23 protein-coding genes and 1 pseudogene are annotated in these 24,471 nt (G+C 40.8%); 16 read left to right on the forward strand and 8 right to left on the reverse strand.

What is annotated here, in order from left to right:
• Positions 1-37: 37 nt before the first annotated feature.
• From pbp1b to QM874_RS03395, 6 genes are all read left to right on the forward strand, one after another.
• Positions 38-2,602, forward strand: a complete 2,565-nt coding sequence (gene pbp1b / locus QM874_RS03370; protein ID WP_414316214.1) for a penicillin-binding protein PBP1B — start codon at positions 38-40, stop codon at positions 2,600-2,602.
• Positions 2,603-2,684: 82 nt separating this feature from the next.
• Complete coding sequence (locus tag QM874_RS03375) at positions 2,685-3,596, forward strand: DMT family transporter (RefSeq protein WP_414316215.1); 912 nt, start codon at positions 2,685-2,687, stop codon at positions 3,594-3,596.
• An 84-nt stretch (positions 3,597-3,680) separates the two neighbouring features.
• The gene (gene dapD / locus QM874_RS03380; protein WP_414316216.1) at positions 3,681-4,379 is read left to right on the forward strand and encodes a 2,3,4,5-tetrahydropyridine-2,6-dicarboxylate N-acetyltransferase; all 699 of its coding nucleotides are present in this window, start codon (positions 3,681-3,683) and stop codon (positions 4,377-4,379) included.
• A 61-nt stretch (positions 4,380-4,440) separates the two neighbouring features.
• Complete coding sequence (locus tag QM874_RS03385) at positions 4,441-5,571, forward strand: N-acetyldiaminopimelate deacetylase (RefSeq protein WP_414316217.1); 1,131 nt, start codon at positions 4,441-4,443, stop codon at positions 5,569-5,571.
• 3 nt (positions 5,572-5,574) lie between these two features.
• Positions 5,575-6,114, forward strand: coding sequence for a 5-formyltetrahydrofolate cyclo-ligase (locus QM874_RS03390; RefSeq protein WP_414316218.1), 540 nt, complete (start codon positions 5,575-5,577; stop codon positions 6,112-6,114).
• Positions 6,098-6,772, forward strand: coding sequence for a rhomboid family intramembrane serine protease (locus QM874_RS03395; protein ID WP_414316219.1), 675 nt, complete (start codon positions 6,098-6,100; stop codon positions 6,770-6,772). Before QM874_RS03390 ends, QM874_RS03395 begins: the two co-directional genes overlap by 17 nt.
• A 79-nt stretch (positions 6,773-6,851) precedes the next feature.
• Here QM874_RS03395 and QM874_RS03400 read toward each other — a convergent pair whose 3' ends face one another.
• The 5 genes from QM874_RS03400 to QM874_RS03420 form a co-directional block, all read right to left on the reverse strand.
• The gene (locus tag QM874_RS03400) at positions 6,852-8,231 is read right to left on the reverse strand and encodes a glycoside hydrolase family 1 protein (RefSeq protein ID WP_414316220.1); all 1,380 of its coding nucleotides are present in this window, start codon (positions 8,229-8,231) and stop codon (positions 6,852-6,854) included.
• 110 nt (positions 8,232-8,341) lie between these two features.
• On the reverse strand, positions 8,342-10,195 hold the full coding sequence (locus tag QM874_RS03405) for a proline--tRNA ligase (protein WP_414316221.1): 1,854 nt from the start codon (positions 10,193-10,195) through the stop codon (positions 8,342-8,344).
• 17 nt (positions 10,196-10,212) lie between these two features.
• Positions 10,213-11,469 (reverse strand): RIP metalloprotease RseP, encoded by a 1,257-nt coding sequence (gene rseP / locus QM874_RS03410; protein WP_414316222.1) that lies wholly within the window; start codon positions 11,467-11,469, stop codon positions 10,213-10,215.
• Between the two features lie 21 nt (positions 11,470-11,490).
• Positions 11,491-12,294, reverse strand: coding sequence for a phosphatidate cytidylyltransferase (locus tag QM874_RS03415; protein ID WP_414316223.1), 804 nt, complete (start codon positions 12,292-12,294; stop codon positions 11,491-11,493).
• Between the two features lie 8 nt (positions 12,295-12,302).
• On the reverse strand, positions 12,303-13,055 hold the full coding sequence (locus QM874_RS03420) for an isoprenyl transferase (protein ID WP_223338415.1): 753 nt from the start codon (positions 13,053-13,055) through the stop codon (positions 12,303-12,305).
• 215 nt (positions 13,056-13,270) lie between these two features.
• On the opposite strand from QM874_RS03420, the gene QM874_RS03425 reads away from it, so the two are divergent.
• The 10 genes and pseudogenes from QM874_RS03425 to QM874_RS03470 all read left to right on the forward strand — a co-directional run bounded on the left by QM874_RS03425 (position 13,271) and on the right by QM874_RS03470 (position 21,918).
• The gene (locus QM874_RS03425; protein WP_414316224.1) at positions 13,271-13,666 is read left to right on the forward strand and encodes a helix-hairpin-helix domain-containing protein; all 396 of its coding nucleotides are present in this window, start codon (positions 13,271-13,273) and stop codon (positions 13,664-13,666) included.
• A gap of 277 nt (positions 13,667-13,943) precedes the next feature.
• A complete protein-coding gene (locus QM874_RS03430) occupies positions 13,944-14,537 on the forward strand; it encodes a GNAT family N-acetyltransferase (RefSeq protein WP_414316225.1) in 594 nt (197 codons plus the stop codon).
• 46 nt (positions 14,538-14,583) lie between these two features.
• Positions 14,584-14,949 carry a hypothetical protein gene (locus tag QM874_RS03435; RefSeq protein ID WP_414316226.1) on the forward strand — a complete coding sequence of 122 codons (366 nt, stop codon included), beginning with the start codon at positions 14,584-14,586 and terminating at the stop codon, positions 14,947-14,949.
• Position 14,950: 1 nt separating this feature from the next.
• Positions 14,951-15,127, forward strand: a complete 177-nt coding sequence (locus tag QM874_RS03440; RefSeq protein ID WP_414316227.1) for a hypothetical protein — start codon at positions 14,951-14,953, stop codon at positions 15,125-15,127.
• Positions 15,128-15,140: 13 nt separating this feature from the next.
• The gene (locus tag QM874_RS03445) at positions 15,141-17,792 is read left to right on the forward strand and encodes a valine--tRNA ligase (protein WP_414316228.1); all 2,652 of its coding nucleotides are present in this window, start codon (positions 15,141-15,143) and stop codon (positions 17,790-17,792) included.
• Positions 17,793-17,876: 84 nt separating this feature from the next.
• Positions 17,877-18,917, forward strand: a complete 1,041-nt coding sequence (locus QM874_RS03450) for a DUF4297 family anti-phage-associated protein (RefSeq protein WP_414316229.1) — start codon at positions 17,877-17,879, stop codon at positions 18,915-18,917.
• On the forward strand, positions 18,911-19,147 hold the full coding sequence (locus tag QM874_RS03455) for a hypothetical protein (RefSeq protein ID WP_414316230.1): 237 nt from the start codon (positions 18,911-18,913) through the stop codon (positions 19,145-19,147). The genes QM874_RS03450 and QM874_RS03455 overlap by 7 nt, the downstream gene beginning before the upstream one ends.
• Positions 19,148-19,156: 9 nt before the next feature.
• Entirely contained in the window at positions 19,157-20,797 is a 1,641-nt protein-coding gene (locus QM874_RS03460) for an ATP-binding protein (protein ID WP_075229601.1), read from the forward strand.
• Positions 20,798-20,897: 100 nt separating this feature from the next.
• Positions 20,898-21,047, forward strand: a pseudogene (locus QM874_RS03465) (DNA cytosine methyltransferase); the annotation flags it as partial.
• A gap of 76 nt (positions 21,048-21,123) precedes the next feature.
• Complete coding sequence (locus QM874_RS03470) at positions 21,124-21,918, forward strand: Fic family protein (protein ID WP_414316231.1); 795 nt, start codon at positions 21,124-21,126, stop codon at positions 21,916-21,918.
• Positions 21,919-22,035: 117 nt separating this feature from the next.
• Here QM874_RS03470 and QM874_RS03475 read toward each other — a convergent pair whose 3' ends face one another.
• The 3 genes from QM874_RS03475 to QM874_RS03485 are packed head-to-tail and all read right to left on the reverse strand — an operon-like array spanning position 22,036 to position 24,470.
• Positions 22,036-22,635: a response regulator transcription factor gene (locus QM874_RS03475; RefSeq protein WP_006154868.1), complete on the reverse strand. Its 600-nt coding sequence runs from the start codon at positions 22,633-22,635 to the stop codon at positions 22,036-22,038.
• A complete protein-coding gene (locus QM874_RS03480; RefSeq protein ID WP_414316232.1) occupies positions 22,636-23,733 on the reverse strand; it encodes a histidine kinase in 1,098 nt (365 codons plus the stop codon).
• Positions 23,733-24,470 (reverse strand): ABC transporter permease, encoded by a 738-nt coding sequence (locus QM874_RS03485; RefSeq protein ID WP_060955140.1) that lies wholly within the window; start codon positions 24,468-24,470, stop codon positions 23,733-23,735. The genes QM874_RS03480 and QM874_RS03485 overlap by 1 nt, the downstream gene beginning before the upstream one ends.
• Position 24,471 lies beyond the last annotated feature (1 nt).

Here is a 24,471-nt window from a genome sequence, read left to right on the forward strand (position 1 = left end):
AGCTTTTATGGTATAATAATAAAGAGTGAGGAATTCTATGAACAATCGATTAACAAGAATCAAACAAAAAGGACTGGCCTTCCTTCAGTCTCTAAAATCAACCATTTCAAAAAAAGATCCAGAGAAAAACAGTGGAAAATCTTCTAAGAAGAAAACTAAAACCAAACTGACCATTTGGACTATTTTTGCCAATATCTTGCTAGGAATCAAAGCAACTTTTAACACTCTTTTCATCCTCGCATTCATTGGTGGGCTCCTCGGATCAGGGGTTGTCTTGGGCTATGCTGTTTCTCTTTTTGATCAGGTAAGTGTTCCACAAACAGAAGATTTGCTCAAGCAAGTCAATAATATTTCATCCATCTCTGAGATTCGCTATGCAGATGGTTCCATGATCGGAGCTATCGAAAGCGACCTCCTTCGAACATCTGTTTCATCAGAGGATATTTCAGATAATCTGAAACAGGCTATCGTTGCGACTGAAGATGAACATTTTGCAGAACACAATGGTGTCGTTCCAAAAGCTGTTATTCGTGCCAGTCTAGGAAATTTTATCGGACTTGGTTCTTCCAGTGGAGGATCTACCCTAACACAGCAGCTCATCAAGCAACAAGTCGTTGGTGATGCTCCTACACTAGCTCGTAAAGCAACTGAAATCGTGGATGCCCTGGCCTTAGAGAGAGCAATGAGTAAGGACGAAATCTTGACAACCTATCTCAACGTCGCTCCATTTGGTCGTAATAATAAGGGGCAAAATATCGCAGGTGCTCAGCAGGCTGCGACTGGGATTTTCGGAGTGGATGCAAGCAAACTTACTGTCCCCCAAGCAGCTTTCCTAGCAGGTTTGCCACAAAGTCCTATCTCCTACTCACCTTATGAATCAACTGGTGAGATGAAGAGTGAGGAGGATTTGCAACTAGGTATCAAGCGTTCCAAAGATGTTCTTTACAATATGTACCGAACAGGAGCCATCAGTCAAGAAGACTATGAAACCTATAAAGCCTATGACATTAAGCAGGATTTCTTGCCAGCAGAAAATGTTAGCATTACTGCTAAAGGCTTCCTCTACTTTTCTGCCCTCGATGAAGCGACGAACCTCATGTATGATTACTTGGTACAAAAAGATAACGTCTCTGCACAAGAACTAAAGAATGAATCTATCCAAAAATCCTATCGTGAATTGGCCGAAAAAGAGATTCAAAACGGCGGCTACCGTATTACAACTACCATTGATAAAGCTATTTACACGGCCATGCAAAATGCGGTAGCAAATTACGGCTACTTGCTAGATGATAGTTCAGGGCAACCTGAAGTTGGAAATGTCTTGATGGACAACCAAACAGGGGCAATCTTAGGCTTTGTTGGTGGACGAGATTATCTGACCAATCAAAACAACCATGCCTTTGATACCAAACGCTCCCCTGCCTCTACTACCAAGCCTCTCTTAGCTTATGGTATTGCTATTGACCAAGGGCTCATGGGAAGTGCTAGTGTCTTGTCAAACTATCCAACTAACTTCTCTAACGGGAATCCTATCATGTATGTCAATAGTCCTGGTACAGGAATGATGAGTTTGAGAGAAGCTCTCAATTACTCTTGGAATATCCCAGCCTACTGGACCTATCAGCTACTTCTTCAAAAAGGGGTTGATGTTCGTTCCTACATGGAAAAAATGGGCTATGATATCCCCGAGTACGGCATCGAAAGTCTACCTATGGGGGGAGGAATCGATGTCACTGTAGCTCAACATACAAATGGCTACCAAACCTTGGCTAATAATGGTGTTTACCATAAGAAATACATGATTTCAAAAATCGAGAAGACCAGTGGCGAAGTCATTTATGAACACAAGGATGAACCTGTTCAAGTCTACTCCAAGGCAACAGCAACGATTATGCAAAGTCTACTGAGAGATGTTATCTCATCCCGAGTGACCTCGACCTTCCAGAATGACCTTGCGTCACTTAACTCTAGTCTCGCAAGTGCCGACTGGATTGGGAAAACTGGTACAACCAACGAAGACGGTGATATGTGGCTTATGGTTTCAACACCAAGACTGACCTTGGGTGGCTGGATTGGCCATGACGATAATAGCCCACTCGCCAAGGGTGCAGGTCACTATCGAAACGCTAACTATATGGCTCATCTGGTCAATGCTATCCATCAAGCTTCTCCTTCTGCTTGGGGTTCCGAGCGCTTTAGTCTTGATCCTAGTGTTACTTCATCTCAAGTCCTTAAATCAACTGGGCAAAAACCAGGTAAGGTTTCCATCAACGGAAAAGAGATTAATGTAACAGGAGAAACGGTGACTAGCTACTGGGCTAACCAAGCGGGTGCACCAACTACGACCTACCGTTTTGCGATTGGTGGAAGTGATTCAGACTACCAAAACGCTTGGTCTAGTATTCTTGGAAGTTTACCAAAAGCATCTAGTTCCTCATCAAATAGCAATAATAACAACAATACTAACAATCGTAATAATAACAATAATACTAACAATCGTAATAATAACAATAATACTGCTACCAACAGTAATACTGGTAACAGTAGTTCTACACCAAATAGTAGTAATAATCCACCTGCTTCTAGCAGCCAACAGCAATAAGACTGTATTGTTTGAGAGTGAGAAAGAAATGATTTTTCTCCACTCTCTTTTTTCTTTTTTCATTTCATGGTACAATATGTACATGAATAAATATCAAAAGAATATATTTAAGGGAACTATCTATTCTCTCCTTTCTGGCTTAATTTGGGGAATCTGCGGAATTTTAGGAGAGTACTTTTTTGCCCATTATCAAGTATCATCCGGCTGGATTACCTCCATGCGTCTCCTAGTCGCAGGTAGTGTGGTACTCTTCTTGTCTAGCTTTCAACTCCGATCCCAGCTCTTCAATATCTGGAAAAATTGGAAAAATTACCTGCCTTTTCTGGCCTATGCTATCTTAGGGATTTTTTCCGTTCAATTTTTCTTTTATCTCTGTGTCGAGTACTCCAACGCAACCACTGCCACCATCCTCCAATTTATCAGCCCTATCTTTATCCTCCTTTACAATCGCATCATCTATAAGAAAAAAGCTTCAAAAAGTGCCATTTTTTATGTCTTGATTGCCATGATTGGCGTTTTTCTGATGGCTACAAAAGGAGATTTGTCTAAGTTGTCAATTACTCCCCTAGCTCTCATAACAGGTCTCCTTAGCGCATTAGGTCTCATGTTCAATGTTATATTGCCCCAGCGTTTTGCTAAAAATTATGGTTTCGTGCCTACTGTTGGATGGGGGATGATTATCGCGGGTCTTTTTAGTAATTTTCTCTACCCTGTTTATGAGATTAGCTTCCAGGTTGATGCCATTAGTATCTTGATTTGTTTGACCATCGCCTTTTTGGGAACGGCCTTTGCCTTTTTCCTTTCGATGAAAGCTGTTTCCCTGGTCTCACCCTTGGTAGTATCGGTCGTCAGCGCAAGTGAACCGCTATCCTCGGCAATCCTCAGTGTCCTTTTCCTTGGGATGGTCCTAGATGGTTTCTTGGTACTGGCCATGATTTTAATTATCGTGCCTATGATTTTTTTGTCAATCGAAGAATCAAAATCCAAGAATTAAACACCCTCTTTTGATACTTTAGGCTTCAATTTTGAAGCCTTTTTTGATAGAATAGTAAGCATTACAAAGAGTGAGGAGACTCCTATGACTGCTACAAAAATGAATGCACAAGAAATTATCCAATTTATCGCCAATGCTGAAAAAAAGACCAGGGTAAAAGTGACCTTTGAAGGACAACTTGCTGGAACTATCCCTACTTCTGTTACCAAGCTTGGTAATGTTCTTTTCGGAGACTGGAAGGATATTGCTCCTCTTCTCGAAGGACTGACTGAAAACAAGGATTATGTTGTTGAGCAAGATGCCCGCAACTCAGCTGTACCTCTCCTTGACAAGCGTGACATCAATGCCCGTATCGAACCAGGTGCTATTATCCGTGACCAGGTTGAGATTGGCGACAACGCTGTTATCATGATGGGAGCTGTTATCAACATCGGTGCTGAAATCGGTGCTGGCACTATGATTGACATGGGTGCTATTCTAGGTGGACGTGCTATTGTCGGTAAAAATAGCCACGTTGGTGCTGGTGCGGTTCTTGCAGGTGTCATCGAACCAGCTAGTGCCGAGCCTGTCCGTGTCGGTGACAATGTTCTGATCGGTGCTAACGCTGTGGTTATCGAAGGTGTTCAAATCGGTAGCGGTTCTGTTGTTGCAGCAGGTGCCATCGTCACTCAAGATGTTCCAGAAAATGTTGTGGTAGCAGGTGTTCCAGCTCGTGTTATCAAAGAAATCGATAGCCAAACCCAACAAAAAACAGCGCTAGAAGATGCGCTTCGTACCTTGTAAAAGTGAACAGAGGCGGAAATATTTCCAGCCTCTTTCTCGTATCAATAGAAGGAAATTAACTATGTTAGATTTGATTAAAACTCGACGCGATCTTCACCAAATTCCTGAGATTGGCTTAGAAGAATTCAAGACTCACGCTTATTTACTCAATGTCATTGAAACATTAACAGCTGGTAAGGATTTTGTTCAGATTCGAACCTGGCGGACAGGTATTTTAGTTTACTTGCAAGGAAGTCAGCCAGAAGGTACCATTGGTTGGCGGACAGACATTGACGGCCTCCCAATCCTTGAACAAACAGGCCTTCCCTTTGCCTCTCAGCACCCAGACCGTATGCATGCTTGTGGACACGATTTTCACATGACCATTGCTCTCGGAAGTCTCGAACGTGCTCTAGAAAAACAACCCAAAAACAATCTCCTCTTTCTTTTCCAACCTGCCGAGGAGAACGAAGCAGGTGGTATGCTCATGTATGAGGATGGAGCTTTTGAAGACTGGTTGCCTAACCAATTTTACGGACTTCATGTTCGTCCAGACTTAAAAGTTGGACAGATTGCGACCAATACCCATACACTCTTTGCTGGAACATGCGAGGTCAAGATTCGCTTTAAGGGTAAAGGTGGTCACGCTGCCTTTCCACATCAAGCAAATGACGCTCTGGTTGCAGCTAGCCATTTTGTCACTCAAGTTCAGTCAGTCGTTAGCCGTAATGTTGATCCTATCGAGGGAGCTGTCGTCACTTTCGGTGTTTTTCAAGCTGGAACAACCAATAATGTCATTGCTGATACAGCTTTCTTGCATGGAACCATTCGTGCTCTCACACATAGCATGAGTCTCTTGGTGCAAAAACGTGTCAAAGCCATCGCTGAAGGTATCGCCGCTGCTTTTGATATGGATGTGGAAGTTGAACTCAAGCAGGGAGGTTACCTACCAGTCGAAAACAACCCTGAACTAGCCCAGGAATTGATGACCTTCTTTGATGAAAAAGAGGGCATTGAACTAATCGACATCGAACCTGCCATGACAGGAGAAGACTTTGGTTATCTTCTCTCCAAGGTTCCTGGTGTCATGTTCTGGCTTGGAATTGATAGTCCCTATGCTCTTCACCATCCACAGATGAGTCCTAAGGAAGAAGCTCTGGCAATTGGAGTCGAGGCTGTCTCAAGCTTTTTAGCAAAGAAAGCTGCGGAGTAAACAATGAAAAAAGCCCTACGCAAGCAGGTCTTGCAAGAACTCAAATCTCTATCAGCCGAAGAAAAGGAAGTCATGGACGCTTGGTTGACTGAGCAACTACTCCTACATCCCTTCTACAAGGAAGCAAAAACCATCGCCACTTACCTGTCTTTTCCTCATGAATTTCAGACAGCTAGACTCATTGAACAAGCTCAAAAAGATGGGAAGACACTCCTCATTCCCAAAACTTATCCGCAAGGGAAAATGGACTTTGTTCTATATGAACCAGAGAATCTCGAACAGAATTCTTTTGGCCTCCTTGAACCTCAAGGAGACTTCACAATACTTGAACCCTCTCAGATTGACCTGATTCATGTTCCTGGTTTGGCTTTCAATACTTCTGGTTATCGAGTTGGCTACGGTGGTGGCTACTATGATAGATATTTGAGCAATTATTCTGGCAACACTATCAGCACTCTCTACCCTTGTCAGATTCAGGATTTCCATCCTGATCCACACGATATGCCCGTTGAGGAGGTAATCATCTATGAAAGAGATTTTTGATCGTCGGTATCCTGTCACGAGCTTCTTTCTCCTCGTGACAACCCTGGTTTTTGTACTCATGTTTCTAACCAGTGGTTTCAACTATACCAGCGCAGCCACCTTGTATAAATTCGGAGCTGTGTATCCCCCTGCTATCAAGGCCATGCCTGAACAGATATGGCGTTTATTCTCAGCAACCTTTGTTCATATTGGCTTGGAGCATTTTTTAGTCAACATGCTATCCCTCTACTTTTTGGGACGTCAGATGGAACAAATCTTTGGCTCCAAACAGTTTTTCTTTATCTACCTTCTGTCAGGTATAATGGGAAATCTCTTTGTCCTCGTTTTTAGCCCTAATGCTATTACTGCAGGTGCTTCAACTGCCCTCTATGGCATGTTCGCTTCTATTGTCGTTCTTCGTTATGCTTCACGCAATCCCTATCTCCAACAGCTCGGTCAATCCTACCTCTCCCTCTTGGTCATCAACCTAGTAGGTAGTGTTTTAATGCCAGGAATCAGCCTTGCTGGACACGTAGGTGGAGCTGTCGGCGGTGCATTACTAGCTATCGTCTTCCCAGTTCGAGGAGAACGAAAGATTTACAGTCCAGGCCAACGTGGTCTAGCAACCCTAGCTTTTATTGCTTTATCGGCTTTACTACTTTTTATCGGATTATTATAAGAACAAGAAAAACCATTGGAAGTACTCAAATTGAGAAGTTCATTTCCAATGGTTTTTTTGATTCTATATAAAAAGTTGCTTAAAACCCATTATTATCACTGAGTTCTTTGAACCAGTGGCCTGATTTTTTCAAGCGACGTTCTTGTGTTTCCAAGTCAAGTTCAACCAAACCATAGCGATTTTTGTAGCTGTTGAGCCATGACCAGCAATCGATAAAGGTCCAAATCAAATATCCTTTACAGTTAGCACCGTCTTCGATAGCGCGATGTAGTTCACGAAGGTGACCTTTGACAAAGTCGATACGGTAGTCATCCTGAATCATGCCATTTTCACGGAATTTGTCTTCACCTTCAACACCCATCCCATTTTCTGTCAGCATCCACTCAATATTACCGTAGTTTTCCTTGATGTTTTGGGCAATGTCGTAAATCCCTTGCTCATAGATTTCCCAACCGCGGTGTGGATTGATCTTACGACCTGGCATGACATAAGGTTCATAGAAATGCTCTGGCAAGAGTGGACTGTCTGGATGCTTAGCAAAACGCGGCGCCATGACACGCAAAGGTTGGTAGTAGTTTACTCCTAGGAAGTCAACTGTGTGCTCGCGAATAAGTTCTAACTCTTCTACTGTAGAATCTGGCAGCAAATCATGCTCAGCTAAGATTTCCACCAATTCCTCTGGATAGGTTCCCAAGACAGATGGATCTAGGAAAGATTGGGCTTGAAAGAGATCAGCAATGCGTGCTGCTTTGACATCCGCAGGATGCTGACTACGTGGATAGGCTGGTGTCAAGTTGAGGACAATTCCAATCTTAGAATCAGGCAAAACCTCATGGCAGGCCTTGACCGCAAGAGTGCTGGCTAGCTGGGTATGATAGGCAACATTAACGGCTGCTTTGGCATCTACCTTATGAGGATAATGGGCATCATAGAAATAGCCAAACTCTACAGGAACGATGGGCTCATTGAAGGTAATCCATTGGTCCACCAAGTCTCCATAAGTTTCAAAACAGAAACGAGCATAGTCTTCATAAGCCTTGATGGTCGCCTTATTTTCCCAACCATCCCCATCCTCTTGAAGGGCAAAAGGTAGGTCAAAGTGATAAAGATTGACTAAAAGGCGAATTCCCTTAGCCTTAATAGCTTCAAAGACCTGACGATAGAAAGCCACACCTTGAGGATTGACTTCTCCACGTCCTTGTGGGAAAATACGAGACCACTGGATTGAAGTCCGAAAAGCTGTATGACCTGTTTCTAACAAAAGTTCGATATCTTTTTCCCAATTTTCATAGAAGGTCGATGTCTTATCTGGTCCAATCCCATTATAGTAGCGATTTGGTTCTACTTGGAACCAATAATCCCAGAGATTGTCTCCCTTGCCATCACCAGCCACTCGTCCTTCTGTCTGCGGTCCAGAAGTGGAGGAACCCCAAACAAAATCCTTTGGAAATTTTAGCATAGCTCTACCTCTTTATTTACTCTTTTTATGTTTATTTTATCTCATTATAAAGAAAAAACAAGGCAAAAACTAGTTACATTTTTGTCTTGTTTTTCTTCTGATTATAGATTTTATTTATTTGTTAGGATTTCAAGGGTTTCAAGCAAGCTATCTGCGTGAACTTCGATAGTATCTCCAGTCGCCTTAATCTTAACTTCTACGATACCATCAGCTGCTTTTTTACCGACAGTGATACGGATTGGAAGACCAATCAAGTCGCTATCGCTAAATTTAACACCGACACGTTCGTTACGGTCATCCGTCAAAACTTCGTAACCTTTGTTTACCAAGGCTTCTTCGATACGGTTGGTTAATTCAAGACTTGCTTCATCCTTGACATTAACTGGAATCAAGTGCACATCAAATGGCGCCAATTCTTTAGGGAAGTTGATTCCCCAAGCATAACGGTATTCACCTTTTGGAGTCTTGTTAACAAAGAGGCGAGCGTGTTGCTCCATAACTGCTGAAAGGAGACGGCTGACACCGATACCGTAGCATCCCATGATGATTGGCACAGCGCGACCATTTTCGTCCAAGACATCTGCACCCATACTAGCTGAGTAACGAGTTCCAAGTTTGAAGATGTGACCAATTTCGATACCACGCGCAAAGTTAAGAACACCCTGTCCGTCAGGAGAAATTTCACCTTCACGTACTTCACGGATATCGTCATACTCAGCAGTGAAATCACGACCTGGATTGACACCAGTTAAGTGATAACCATCTTCATTAGCACCAACAACAGCATTACGGCTATCTTGTACCTTGCGGTCAGCGATAATCTTAACATTTTCTGGAAGATTGACTGGGCCAAGTGAACCAAAGTCCGCTCCCAACAATTCTTTCACTTCTGTCTCAGTTGCAGGTTCCAAGAAATCTGCTCCAAGGTAGTTTTTCAATTTGACTTCATTGAGCTGATCATTGCCGACAAGTAGGGCCACAACTGGCTCTTGGTCTGCGATATAAACCAAGGTCTTGATTGTCTGCTCTTCAGAGACATTCAAGAAAGCAGCAACTTCATCTATCGATTTGACACCTGGTGTTTCCACGCAAGCCACTTCATCTTCAGTCACAACACGGTTGCTTGGTTTGTAGGCGTTAGTTGCCATCTCCAAGTTAGCTGCATAGCTTGACTCACTTGAGTAGGCAATAGTATCTTCACCAGAAACCATCCATTTGAGCAATTCTGCCTTGATTTCTTCTTGCACTTGATCAGGAATCTCGTCAAACGATGCGACAGACTTATCTAAAACTACCCAACGGTCAAGGTCTGTACGAGCTGGTGTGATGGCCATAAATTCTTGGCTATCCTTACCGCCCATGGCTCCACCGTCACCGATGATGGCTTTAAAGTCCAAGCCACTACGAGTAAAGATACGCTCGTAAGCTGCCTTGTACTCATCATAAGTAAGATCCAAACTATCATAATTAGCGTGGAAGCTATAGCCATCTTTCATGATAAATTCACGCGTACGAAGAAGTCCATTACGTGGACGTTTTTCATCACGGTACTTAGGCTGGATTTGGTATAAGTTCAAAGGCAATTGCTTGTAAGACTTGACAGAATCACGGACAATAGCTGTGAAGGTTTCTTCGTGAGTTGGACCCAAGATGAAGTCTGACTTCTCACGGTTTTTCAATTTGTACAAGTCCTCACCGTAGGTTTCATAACGGCCAGATTCACGCCAGAGGTCAGCACTGAGAAGGGCTGGAGCCAACATTTCAACGGCACCCATCTTGTCAAACTCTTGACGCATGATGTTCTTAGCTTTTTCGATAACACGGTTAGCAAGTGGCAGGTAAGAATAAACACCTGCAGATACTTGACGAACATAACCAGCACGCAACATAAGAGCGTGGCTGATAACTTGAGCATCGCTTGGCATTTCGCGAAGCGTTGGGATAAGCATTTTACTTTGTTTCATAATGACTCCTCTAATTCTTAAAAGAAGGTTCGCATGATGTCGTTCCAAGTCACGGCGAGCATCAAGACGACCATAATGACAACTCCGACCAGAGTGACATAGGTTTCAATTTCTTGTTTTAGTGGTTTGCGACGGATAGCTTCTAGGATGTTGAGCACGATTTTTCCACCATCTAGCGCAGGAATCGGAATCAAGTTGAAAATCCCGATATCGATGGAAATCATAGCCAAGAAGAACAAGACGTTTTCAAGACCATTCTTAGCAGCATCGCTACTTGCCTTAAAGATAGCAACGGGACCGCCCAACTTATTCAAATCTGGTTGGAAGATCAAGCTTTTCAAAGCATTGAGGATTCGCAAGGCTGAATCAGCTGCACTTGTGAATCCACCCATAAACATAGACCATATATCTGATTTGAGTCTGGGTTGAACACCCAAGATATAACGCCCTTGGCTTTCCTCAGGTGTCACACTGACTTGCTTTTCAGTTCCACTCTCAGCAATAGTCACATCCAAAACAGGCGCTGTTTTATCCTTGGTTTCTGCATCAACAGCCTGAATCAAATCTGCCCAGTTTGAAATCTCGTGACTGCCGACCTTAGTGATTTGGGCCGTATTTTCAACACCAACCTTAGCCAAAGCGCTATCTGGAATAATACTAAAGTTATTACTTTGCGTATCACGAACACCGCCTTGCATGAAAATCAAGATCCAAAAGACGATAACTCCTAGGATAAAATTATTCATAGGACCAGCAAAGTTGGTGATCATTTTACCCCAGACAGTCGCATTTTGATATTGGACATCTAAGGGAGCGATACGAATTTCCGTTCCATCAGCTTCCACAATGGTCGCATCATGATCTACTGAGAAGGTCTTCTCTTCTTCCAAGACCAAGCCTCTAATAAAGAGTTTATCCTCAAAATCAAACTGAGTGACCTGCATAGGCAGAGCTGTTTGGTCAAGCTTTTTACCAGAGAGATTGATACGCTTGACCTTTCCATCCGCTGCCAGTGTTAGGCTTGCGGGAGTTCCTGTCTTAATTTCTGTCGAATCTTCACCCCAACCTGCCATGCGAACGTACCCACCAAGTGGCAGGAGACGAATGGTATAAGCAGTCCCATCTTTTCCGATGTGGGCAAAGATCTTGGGGCCCATCCCGATGGCAAACTCACGAACCAAAATCCCAGACTTTTTAGCAAAGTAGAAATGGCCGAACTCGTGAACCACCACGATAATTCCAAAGACCAGGATAAATGTTAGTAATCCTATCATTTAATTTCTGTTCACCTTTCCTTAAAATAAGCCAAAGAGGTGCATAATAGGGAAAACTACTAGCATACAGTCAAAACGATCCAGTACCCCACCATGACCAGGGATAAATTTGCCTGAGTCTTTGACTCCAAAATGACGCTTCATAGCACTTTCGATTAAATCACCCAACTGACCTGCTAAACTAAAGAAGATAGCAAAAACCATCATTTTGTAAATCCCATATGGTAAAGCAACGGTACTATCGACTAGCATAAAGATGAGAGTCGCTAGCATAGCAGCCAAGATACCCCCTATAGCACCTTCTATGGTCTTGTTAGGCGATACTCTCGGAGCAAGCTTTCTCTTGCCAAGCTTCATCCCCACCAGATAGGCACCGCTATCTGTTGCCCAAACCAAACAAAGTCCCAAAAGGGCCTTATCCAAGCCTGCAATTCGAGCATCAACTAAGGCATTAAAGCCGAAGCCAACATAGAAACTCATGGCAATCGGAAAAACAGCATCCTCAATGGTATAGTTCTTGCTGAAGACCGTCGCTCCTAGCATAATGAGGATCACAACTCCATAGGCTACAACATTCCCATCTACAGGTAAAAACTTCCAGTAGTTTTCCAAAGGTACGGTCAGAGCAAAGGTCGCCAGTAAAGTCAAGAGACCTTCAGGCGTCATGGTATTTAACCCCTTCATGCGAAGCAACTCATGCACTCCCAACACAGCCACAAGTCCCATGGCAATCTGTAACCATAGACCACCGAGGATCAAGATGGGTATAAAAATAGCCAAGGCCAAGATAGCAAAGAGAGTTCTCTTTTGTAAATCCTTTATCATAATATTTCCTATACTCCTCCAAAGCGACGATTGCGACGATTATACTCGATGATAGCCTCTTTTAAGGCTTCCTCATCAAAGTCAGGCCACAAAACATCCGTGAAATAAAGTTCGCTATAGGCAGCCTGCCATGGCAAGAAGTTACTCAAACGAAGCTCCCCACTAGTCCGAATAATCAAGTCAGGATCCCGCAAGACTTTTGGCAAATGCCCCGTAAAGAGGTATTCCCCAATCAACTCCTCTGTAATATCACCAGGATTGATCTTTGCATCTAAAACATCCTGTGCAATCAACTTGACCGCTTGTGTAATCTCAGCTCGTCCACCATAATTAAGGGCAAAATTGAGAATCAATCCTGTATTTAACTTAGTCAGCTCCTCTGCCTTTTTCAAGGCATCAAAAGTCTGCTTCGGCAAACGATCCGTCTCCCCAATCATTTGAATTTTCATGTTCTTCTGATGCAATTCAGGAACAAACTTATCATAGAATTCAACTGGCAGGTTCATGATAAATTTGACTTCCTGATCTGGACGGGTCCAGTTTTCAGTTGAAAAGGCATAGACTGTCAAGGCTTTGACGCCCATATCACTAGCAGCAATAGCTACCTTTCTCAAAGCATCCATCCCAGCCTTATGACCAAAGACACGTGGCTGCATCCGTTTTTTAGCCCAACGGCCATTCCCATCCATGATAACACCGATGTGGTCTGGCACCATTGTGGGGGTTTCTGTTGCTTTATCTTTTTTTAAAAATCCAAACATGATTGTATTCCTATTCAAAAATCTATCGTTTCATTATACCATATTTTTCACTTTTCTTCTATTATCGCCTATCATTCTATGATGAAATTTCCCATATATCTCCTATATTTCCAGTATATCAAGCCTTGCAATTCCTAAAGAAAGTTGATACAATAAAGCTATAAAGATTAAATCCTTGTTCAGTCACAGGGATTTTTTATTGAAAGGATTTTATGATGTCAAAGACACTCCAACGTAAAAAACAATTAAGAAACAGCCTTCGTCGCTCAGGTGCTTTTTCAAACACTGTAAACAAGGTTGTCGAAGAAACAAAAAAAGTTGTGAAGCATGCTGAAAAAGCTGCAAGTGAAGCAGGAAAATCCGTTTCTAAGCAAGTAGAAAAAACTGTAGAAGCAACTAAAGAGCAAGCCCACAAGGTTACAACTTCTGTTGAAGATTTCGCAACGAACCTAGGTGGACTTCCACTTGACCGTGCTAAAACTTTCTACGATGAAGGCATCAAGTCTGCTGCTGACTTCAAAAACTGGACAGAAAAAGAACTCCTTGCTTTGAAAGGAATCGGTCCAGCTACTATCAAGAAATTAAAAGAAAACGGCATTAAGTTCAAGTAATCTTTCTTGTCCCTTGCATTTCCGTGAAAAACTTGTTAAAATATAGCCATTAGAGGTGTTTTGAATCCCACATTTTACAGAAAGTGGCGGCGCTGAGAAGTCCACAAATGTGTCAAAACTGGTTGCTGATGGATGAAAAATGAAATAATGTTGTCTTTTGCTTTTAAAGACGAGAGTTGCGGGCGCTGCCCGAATTTGGGTGGTACCGCGGATAAACATATTCGTCCCTGTCATGTAGATGGCAGGGGCGATTTTTTGTAGAAAGCGAGGTAGAAGGATGACAAGAGCAGAGTTGCCAGAACGATTAGAAACCGATCGGCTCGTCTTACGAGTCCGTACAGTGGCGGATGCCGAGGATATCCATGCCTACGCTAGTCTGCCAGAGGTCGCCTATCCAGCAGGCTTTTCACCCGTCAAGACCTTGGAAGATGAGATCTATTATCTGGAGCATATCCTTCCTGATCGCAATCAAAAGAACAATCTCCCAGCAGGCTATGGGATTGTCGTTAAAGGAACCGATAAAGTCATTGGTTCTGTTGACTTCAACCATCGCCAAGCGGATGATGTGCTAGAGCTTGGCTACACCTTGCATCCAGACTACTGGGGTCGTGGTTATGTACCAGAAGCAGCGCGTACCTTGATTGATCTAGGGTTTAAAAATTTAGGTCTTCACAAGATTGAACTGACTTGTTTTGGTTACAATGTCCAAAGTCAACGAGTCGCTGAAAAACTTGGTTTCACTCTTGAAGCTCGTATAAGAGACCGTAAAGATGCTCAAGGTAACCGCTGTGACAGTCTCATATATGGCTTGCTGAAGAGTGAATGGGAAGAAAGTGAATTTGACTACTCTAATTTTAGATATAGCAACTGACAAATTTTATAAAGTATGATGGATTAATAAGAAATTGAGGAAAGATATGAAAAATGACAGTCTAGATTTAATTATCAGGGAAGTTGAAAATCAACAGGAGAGAGAGTTAGAGCGTTTTGAGTTAAATTTATCCGAAGGAATTACCAAGTATAAAGAGATTTTACCTAATGATTTAATAACACCACAACTTCAAGAAAAAATTGATAACGAAGTCAAATTGCAACTGGTTGAATTCCAAAAAAGTATTGATTTGAAACCCAAAGCCTTATATCATGCTTTAAAAGTTGATGCTGAACTCAATCCAGATATCGAGAAAAAAGAATTAAAACAAAGTGCTTATGAATTCTTGGAAAAGACCACTAAGAATAAATATTTGAAGAAGATTATTCGAGAGTTGAAAAAAGGAGTATAAAATGGCAGCAGTTGGTAATTTAGCTGTTAAAGGAGGAAAAGCTGTTATTAAGTTTATTTTCGATTTAATAACAGACTATTTAAAAAGTGAAGCATTTAAAAAACATATGAAATCCATGATTGAAAATTTAGTGGATAATATAGTAGACAAAGTTTTGAAAGAAAAAAATAATAACTAGAAAGGACACACACATGTCTAAAGAACTTTCACCTAAATACAATCCAGCCGAAGTTGAGGCTGGTCGTTACCAAAAATGGCTTGACGCTGATGTTTTCAAGCCTTCAGGCGATCAAAAGGCTAAGCCTTATTCAATCGTGATTCCACCACCAAACGTAACTGGAAAACTTCACCTGGGTCACGCTTGGGATACGACTTTGCAGGATATCATCATCCGCCAAAAACGCATGCAAGGCTTTGATACGCTTTGGCTTCCAGGGATGGACCACGCTGGGATTGCGACTCAGGCTAAGGTTGAGGAGCGCTTGCGTGGTGAGGGCATTACCCGTTACGACTTAGGTCGTGAAAAATTCCTCGATAAGGTCTGGGAATGGAAAGACGAATATGCCACTACTATCAAGGAACAATGGGGCAAGATGGGGCTCTCTGTAGACTACTCTCGTGAGCGTTTCACTCTTGACGAAGGTTTGTCAAAAGCTGTTCGCAAGGTCTTCGTGGACCTTTACAAGAAAGGCTGGATCTACCGTGGTGAGTTTATCATCAACTGGGACCCAGCAGCTCGCACAGCTCTTTCTGACATCGAGGTGATTCACAAGGACGTCGAAGGTGCCTTCTACCACATGAACTATATGCTGGAAGACGGCTCACGCGCCCTTGAAGTAGCGACTACTCGTCCTGAAACTATGTTTGGAGACGTTGCCGTTGCGGTCAATCCAGAAGATCCACGTTACAAGGACTTGATTGGTAAAAACGTCATTCTTCCAATCGCTAATAAACTCATCCCAATCGTTGGGGATGAGCACGCAGACCCTGAATTTGGTACTGGTGTTGTTAAAATCACACCTGCCCACGATCCAAACGACTTCTTGGTTGGTCAACGCCACAACTTGCCACAAGTCAACGTAATGAACGACGACGGAACTATGAATGACTTGGCCTTCGAATTTGCAGGCATGGACCGATTTGAAGCTCGTAAGGCAGTCGTTGCTAAGCTAGAAGGAATCGGTGCCCTTGTTAAAATCGAAAAACGTGTCCACAGTGTTGGTCACTCAGAGCGTACTGGTGTCGTGGTTGAGCCACGCTTGTCTACACAATGGTTCGTCAAGATGGACCAATTGGCTAAAAATGCTATTGCCAACCAAGACACAGAGGACAAGGTTGAATTCTACCCACCTCGTTTCAACGATACCTTCCTCCAATGGATGGAAAATGTCCACGACTGGGTCATTTCTCGTCAGCTCTGGTGGGGTCACCAAATTCCTGCTTGGTACAATGCTGAGGGTGAAATGTACGTTGGTGAAGAAGCTCCTGAAGGTGACGGATGGACTCAGGACGAAGACGTCTTGGATACTTGGTTCAGCTCTGCCCTTTGGCCATTCTCAACTATGGGTTGGCCCGATGTCGACTCAGCAGACTTCAAACGTTACTTCCCAACTTCAACCTTAGTAACAGGTTACGACATCATCTTCTTCTGGGTATCTCGTATGATCTTCCAATCATTGGAATTCACTGGCCGTCAACCATTCCAAAACGTTCTTATCCACGGTCTCATTCGTGACGAGCAAGGACGTAAGATGTCTAAGTCACTCGGTAACGGGATTGACCCAATGGATGTTATCGAGAAATACGGTGCCGATGCCCTTCGTTGGTTCCTTTCAAACGGTTCTGCACCAGGGCAAGACGTCCGCTTCTCTTACGAGAAAATGGATGCGTCATGGAACTTCATTAACAAGATTTGGAACATCTCTCGCTACATCCTCATGAACAATGAAGGCTTGACCCTTGAGCAAGCAACTGCTAATGTCGAAAAAGTTATTAACAAGGAAGCTGGAAACGTCACTGACCGTTGGATTCTCCACAACCTCAATGAAACCATCGGAAAAGTCACTGAAAACTTTGACAAGTTTGAATTCGGTGTGGCTGGCCACATCCTCTACAACTTCATCTGGGACGAGTTTGCGGACTGGTACGTTGAGTTGACCAAGGAAGTCCTTTATAGCGATAACGAAGAAGAGAAAGTCATCACACGTTCTGTTCTCCTTTATACTTTGGACAAGATCCTTCGTCTCCTTCACCCAATCATGCCATTTGTGACAGAGGAAATCTTTGGACAAATCTCAGAAGGCTCTATCGTCACAGCAGAATACCCAACTGTCAACCCAGCCTTTGAAGACCTTGCGGCTCACACAGGTGTAGAAAGTCTCAAAGACTTGATCCGTGCCGTTCGGAATGCGCGTGCGGAAGTAAACGTTGCACCAAGCAAGCCAATCACCATCCTTGTTAAGACAAGTGATAGCGACTTGGAAGCCTTCTTTAACAGCAATGTCAACTACATCAAACGCTTCACAAATCCAGAACACTTGGAAATCGCATCAAACATCCCTGCACCTGAACTCGCTATGTCAAGCGTCATCACAGGAGCAGAAATCTACTTGCCACTGGCAGACCTCCTCAATGTCGAAGAAGAATTGGCTCGTCTCGACAAGGAACTAGCTAAATGGCAAAAAGAACTGGATATGGTCGGTAAGAAGCTCTCTAACGAACGCTTCGTAGTCAATGCCAAACCAGAAGTCGTCCAAAAAGAACGTGACAAACAAGCCGACTACCAAGCAAAATACGATGCGACCGTAGTGCGGATTGATGAGATGAAGAAGTTGGTGAAATAATTATATAAATATAGCAAAGCACAGTGTAAAAACTGTGTTTTTTTGATACAATAGAAAGAAAGTCTTCATATAGAGAGGTAGATAATGAGTAAATCAAGAGCAGCAATTAGTACTATAAAGGGCTATTTTTATCAGTTTGACAAATCGATTTTAGAGATTTTGGAGCAATCAAACGAGACAGACATGGTTACTATTGAGGGAGTTGAGGACATTGATATTGAAAATAGTGATGAAAGAAACTTTATTCAATGTAAATACTATGAAAAAACGGATTTTGATAACAGCATTATAAGAAAGCCAATACAATTAATGTTTAGACATTATTTAGAAAATAGAACTGATCCTAAAGATAAGAATTTCACTTATAGACTATATGGTTATTATAATAAAGGGCATGAAAAGCTATTGGAATTAACAACGGAAAATCTAAGAACATATTTTTTAGATTTTAGCAAATATGGAGTTATAGATGAATCAGGAAATTCAAATTATCAAATCAAAAATAAAAAGGGAGAAGTTATATTTGAGGAAACAGTAGAAGATGATGATATTGAAGATTTTAAGAATCATCTTTTTATAGACATCAAGGCTGATAGTTATGAAAATCAAATAGAAAAAATAAAATCTAAAATTCAAAATGATTTAAGTGATTATAGTGAAGAAGATATTGAATTAATTTATTTTAATGCTCTTAAAATAATTAAAGACTTAGCATGTGAACATAATATTGAAAAGCGTCAAATTTCAAAAAAAGAATTTTGGGATAGAATAAAAACTAAAAACTACTATTTTGAAAGATGGATGAGTGAATTGCTGGAGTGGAAAAATTATAAAAAAATCATACATAAAAAATATTTTCCAAGAGTATCAAATTTATCACCGGCACATAGATTTTTCTTACTTGACTGTCAAGGAGAGAGTGTAAATAATGTTAAAAATGTAATTTCAGAAATTTCAAGGAAATATTCTCGTTTGATACATCAATTTAGTCCTTATGTTTATTTATATAACACTTTAAATGTTGATTTTGTAACTGAATTAAAAGAAAAGTTATATGAGGACGGTTGTTTTTTAAAGATGGATTTCCGTTTAAAAATTCAAAATTTAGATTTCAAGAAATGTTAATTAAACCTGATAAATTTAATGGAATTTCAGTACGTATACTAGAACATCCTATAAATTTATCAATTGTTCTACAAAAGTTGGTGGAAGTAGAAAGAGTTGACCAATTACCAATCAATTTATATATATTTAATAAAAGTAATCAATTAAATTTAGAGATTGGCAATCTTGATAATAGAGATTATTCAAAAATTAATATTCGACAAATTATAGATATATTGGATATTATATAGGAGAAAGGCATGGATAATTTAAATGCTCAAGTTGTTTCAGTACAACCTAATAAAATTAAAATTGAAGTGAAGTCAATCACAGATTTTCAGATTGCAGAAGAAAAATTGAAAATTGGTTCATATCTTAGAATTGCTGATGAAAATGATTTGGCATTAATAGCTACAATAGAAAATTTTTGTATTGAGCCTATTGAAATTGATGAGAGAATTGATATTAAATATATTATTGAAGCTGTACCTTTGGGGATGATTGATGAAGAAAATAAATTTGTAAGGGGAAGTGATACAATAACTATTCCTCCTAAATCGGTTGAACCAGCTAAATTTGAAGAAATAAAGTTAATTTTTGAAAATTCTATAAAAGATGAACTTAAATTTAAATTCTCTTCGTTATCATCGAATAATGAGATTGAGATTCCTGTGGAAGGAAATAAATTTTTCAATAAGCATATTGCTATTGTTGGTTCAACTGGTTCGGGTAAGTCTCACACAGTTGCAAAAGTTGTTCAAAATGCTATACATTCTAAAAATGGTGAATATGAAGGACTAAATAATTCACATATACTTATCTTTGATATTCATAATGAATATCAAAGTGCTTTCCCAAATGCTAGACTTATCAATGTTGATGATCTAGTTTTACCATATTGGCTATTAAATAGTGATGAGTTACAAGAATTATTCTTAGATACTGAGGGAAGTGATCATAATCAAAGAAATATTTTTAAAAAGTCTGTGATTCAAAGTAAAAAAAATCAATTTATGGGATCAGATGAGGAAAAAGAAAAATTACATTTTGATTCTCCAATTTATTTTGATATTCGAGAAGTTCTACAATATGCTTATGAAAAAAATGAAGAACAAATTGCTGGAGCAAGGGAAGGGCAGACAAAGGCTGGTCCATTAAATGGTAAATTATCAAATTATATTAGTCGGTTAGAGTCAAAGATATATGATAAAAGGTTGGAGTTTTTGTTAGGTGATAGAATAGAGGGAGAAACATTACAATCAGTTTTAAAACAGCTTATCGGATATACTGAAGCTTTCCTGACTAATGTTACTATTCTTGATTTGAGTGGGGTACCGTTTGATGTATTGAGTATAACTGTTTCTTTGATTTCAAGAATTATGTTTGAGTATGGATATTACTATAAGCAATTTAATAGTAGTAATAATCTAGCTTCTGATGTACCTATTTTATTAGTTTATGAAGAGGCTCATAAGTATGTGCCTAAGAGCTCTCTAACTAAGTACAGAGCTTCTCGCCAGTCAATAGAACGAATTGCAAAAGAAGGAAGAAAATATGGTGTTACTTTACTTTTAGCTAGTCAAAGACCTTCTGAAATTTCTGAAACAATTTTCTCACAGTGCAGTAATTTCATAACAATGAGGTTAACAAATCCTATAGATCAATCGTATGTAAGACAATTATTGCCAGATTCTATGGGAGGTATTGTTGATAAATTACCTAGCTTAGCAACGGGCGAAGCACTACTCATGGGAGAAGCGACTATTTTACCATCGATTGTAAAAATTGATGTTTGTGAAAATAAACCTTCTTCTAAAGATGTTCCATACTATCAATTATGGAAAGAGAGTTGGAAAGATATTAATTTTGAAGAATTAGAAAAACTCTGGAAAAAGAAGTAATATTTAAAATTATTATTTTTACAATAACTAATTATCTCCACACAAAATATTTTTGTTAGATATATTATTACTACTGTTTTAGAAAGCAGCTTACTACACAACAAATCCTCTAAGTTCGAACAGACCTGATAATTACAACATTGCAACTCTCTTCTCAGATAATGTGGGAATTGAGTTGGGATTTGAACAGACCAACGAGTTTAGAGTGGTGTATGCCAATGACTTCGATAAGTCTGCGCGTCAGACTTACTAGCCCATTTATTCAGATATATCTTGATAATCATATTATTCAGTCACTGAAGAAAAACAATTGAAAGGAACTTTCTATGCAACCAACTTACAACATTGACAATCCAAACTTGTCTTATGAAGCTAAACGTGATTTATGGCGGATAGGTTTTGGTCTGCAGAAAGTTGATAATCTAGTTCCATCAGCGTATATGGAATCTTTGGCGGAGAAACAGTCCCGGGGAGAACTGACTTATGAGCAGGTTTATGAAGATGCAACGGCTTATCATCATACCATTGATGCAAGTACGGAGGAGGCAGACTTGGTTTCTCTACGTATTGTAGAACTATTGTCTCGAAGAGGCTTTAGCTTCAGTCCTGCGACCCTACTTGCTATTCATAAGGAATTGTTTCAGGATATATTTGAACCCTCTATTCCAGTGGGGCAATTTCGTCAGACCAATATTACAAAGAATGAACCTGTTTTGAATGGTGAAAGCGTTGTGTACTCTGACTACTCTATGATTCAAATGACCTTGGATTATGATTTTAATCAGGAAAGACAAGTTTCATATGCAACACTAACCCAGGCGAATATGGTTAAACAAATCCAGCGTTTTATTTCAGGAATCTGGCAGATTCATCCATTTCGCGAAGGAAATACTCGGACGGTAACGGTATTTTTGATTCAGTATCTTCGTGAGTTTGGTTTTGATATTGATAATACACCATTTCAGCAACATGCCAAGTATTTTCGTGATTCCTTAGTATTAGATAATGCAAAGATTTTACAGCGACGTCCTGAGTTTTTAACAGCTTTTTTTGAAAATCTCTTGCTCGGTGGTCAAAATGATTTGTCTTCAGAAAAAATGTATCTAGAACTCGATCTTTAAAAATCCTGCTGCTAAAATTTCAGGAGAAAATAAAATAAATATTTCTACAATTAAATGCAGGTTATCATGACAAAAAATCTCTTAGATTCATTTCTAAGAGATTTTTTCTTTCTCCCCTCACAACCAGCCTTCTTCCTCAGCAGTTTTGGCCGCTTCGGTTCGGTTGCTTGCGCCTAGTTTGGAGAGGATATTGGTCATGTAATTACGGACGGTGCCGTTTGAGAGGTAGAGCTTATCCGCAATTTCTTGGTTGGACAGTCCTTGGGCTACTCCATGTAGAACAGCGACTTCTTGCTCGGTCAAGGGATTGGGATGGGTCATCATGACTTCCATCAGCTCTGGAGAATATTCCTTGCGTCCCTCTAACACCGTATGCAGGGTTTGCATGAGTTCGGCGATGCTCCGCTCTTTCAAGACATAGGCGTCGACTCCTGCTTTGACCGCACGTTCAAAATAACCTGGGCGTTTAAAGGTCGTAACGATAACCACCTTGGTTTCAGGCACTTCTTGTTTAATCCACTCGAGCGCTTCGAGTCCTGTCTTGACTGGCATTTCGACGTCAAGAATAGCAATATCTACTGCTTCTTTCCCCAAAACCTCGATAGCCTCGGCTCCATTTTTCGCCTGCAGAACAGTCTCCACATCTGGCTGAAAGCTCAAGAGTTGACACATGGCATCTCTCAGCATACTTTGATCTTCTGCGACTAATACTTTCATCTACTTTCTCTCCTTATAAGGCAGATGCACGCGCACCTCTGTTGGATGTTTCAAACTGACCAGTTCTACTTGACCTGAGAAGGCTGCAGCACGATCTCGGACTGTGTGGAGTTCATTTCCTTTTACAGTTCCAAAACCTTTCCCGTCATCTCTGACTGTCAGGAGCAATTCCTGATCTGTGCGTTCCAGTTTTAGATAGGCTTTTTCAGCGCTGGCATGCTTGATGATATTGGTCGCCAGTTCTAACAAAATCATAGCAGCTGTCGACTCTACATCCTGGGTCAAACTAGCCTTGTCCAACTGATTGTCAACCTCAACCTCAATCCCAGCAATCTCCAGCATTTTCTTGACAGTCTCAAGCTCTGAAGCTAGGGTCCGTGATTTCAGATTATCCACAATGGTTCGCACCTCATTCATGGAATCCTTGCTAATCTGTTGAATTTCTTTTAATTCCTTTTCCACCTGTGGATAAGCCTCCATCTGAAACAACTGCAAGGCTAAATCTGTCTTGACACTCAGCATAGCAAAGGTATGTCCCAAGCTATCATGCAAGTCCTGACCGATACGACTACGTTCATTTTCAGCAAGCAATAGATTTATCTGGGCATTTTGCTTAGCCTGAGCTTCTTTCAAATCCTCCACAATACGAATCCGAATCAAACCAAAAGTCATTAAATCTACAAAAGCAAGAATTACAAGTAGATAGAATAGAAACTCAACTTCGATTCTCTGAAAAATCAAAAGTTGGCCCACAACAAGGACTTGAGCAAGAAGAAAAGTCCAGACATGTAAAGACTTTAAACCACTTACGCTGAAATGATAACTTAAGAGATTGGATAGGAAAAAGAAAAACCAGATATAATTAACAGTAACAAAGGCAGTATTCCCAACTACATAAGTCAGCATGATCCCCCAGAAAAGCCAAGATAGGCGCTGGCTCTTAGTTGTTAAAATACCCAAATACGCCACTACAAATAGAATATCAATCAATAAATGCCAGGCAGAAAGCCACCCAGTCACTACAGGTAGGATGGGGAAAATCATAAAAATTAAACTGACCCAAAACATATAATGTATGCTTTTCAGTCTTTCAAGCATTAAGCATTCTCCTTATGACCTTGAAGGTAAATGGTCAAACCAAACAAAACAGCTGAAAAAATAAGTAGATAAACTGTGGCTGATAGATTGATGCCACCCTCATTTAAGAAGGTCTTGATCAATTCCATCAACTGATAGCTTGGTAGGCGCTTCCCGATTGCTTGCATCCAGTCTGGAAATAAAGAGACAGGCATCCAGAGTCCGCCTAAAACAGCCAAGCCAAAGTAAAGAAGATTGCCCACGACAGACATCAGCTGACTGGACGGCAAGAGAGTCAGGGTCAAGCCAAGTGCTACAAAGGCAACACTTCCTACTATCAGCAAGAACGCAGCCCCAATCCAGTTTCCAAGAGACATATCCACACCTCTTACAAAATGCCCAACTGAGAAAACAACCAGGATTGAGACCAAATAATCAACCATCATACTTGTTATCTTTGATAGATAATATTCTACCATATTTACAGGGCTATGACGTAATATTTTCTGCCAGTTGTTGATCTTGTCGGTATGTAAAACAACTGGGAATGAAAAGATAGCTGTCGACATCATGGAAAAAGCTGTCATGGAGATGAGATAGTCGCGCATAAAATTAGCCGGTCCACCTGGTGTTTCCTGGTACATGCCTGAAAAGAATAAATAGAAGGCTGTCGGCATCCCTACTGATAATAAATAATAGACTAGTTGTCGTTTGGTCAATAGAAATTCTATCTTGTTTAGTGCAATCCATCGTTTCATC

The sequence above is a fragment of the Streptococcus infantis genome (assembly GCF_047463615.1).
Taxonomy (GTDB): Bacteria; Bacillota; Bacilli; order Lactobacillales; family Streptococcaceae; genus Streptococcus; species Streptococcus infantis_X.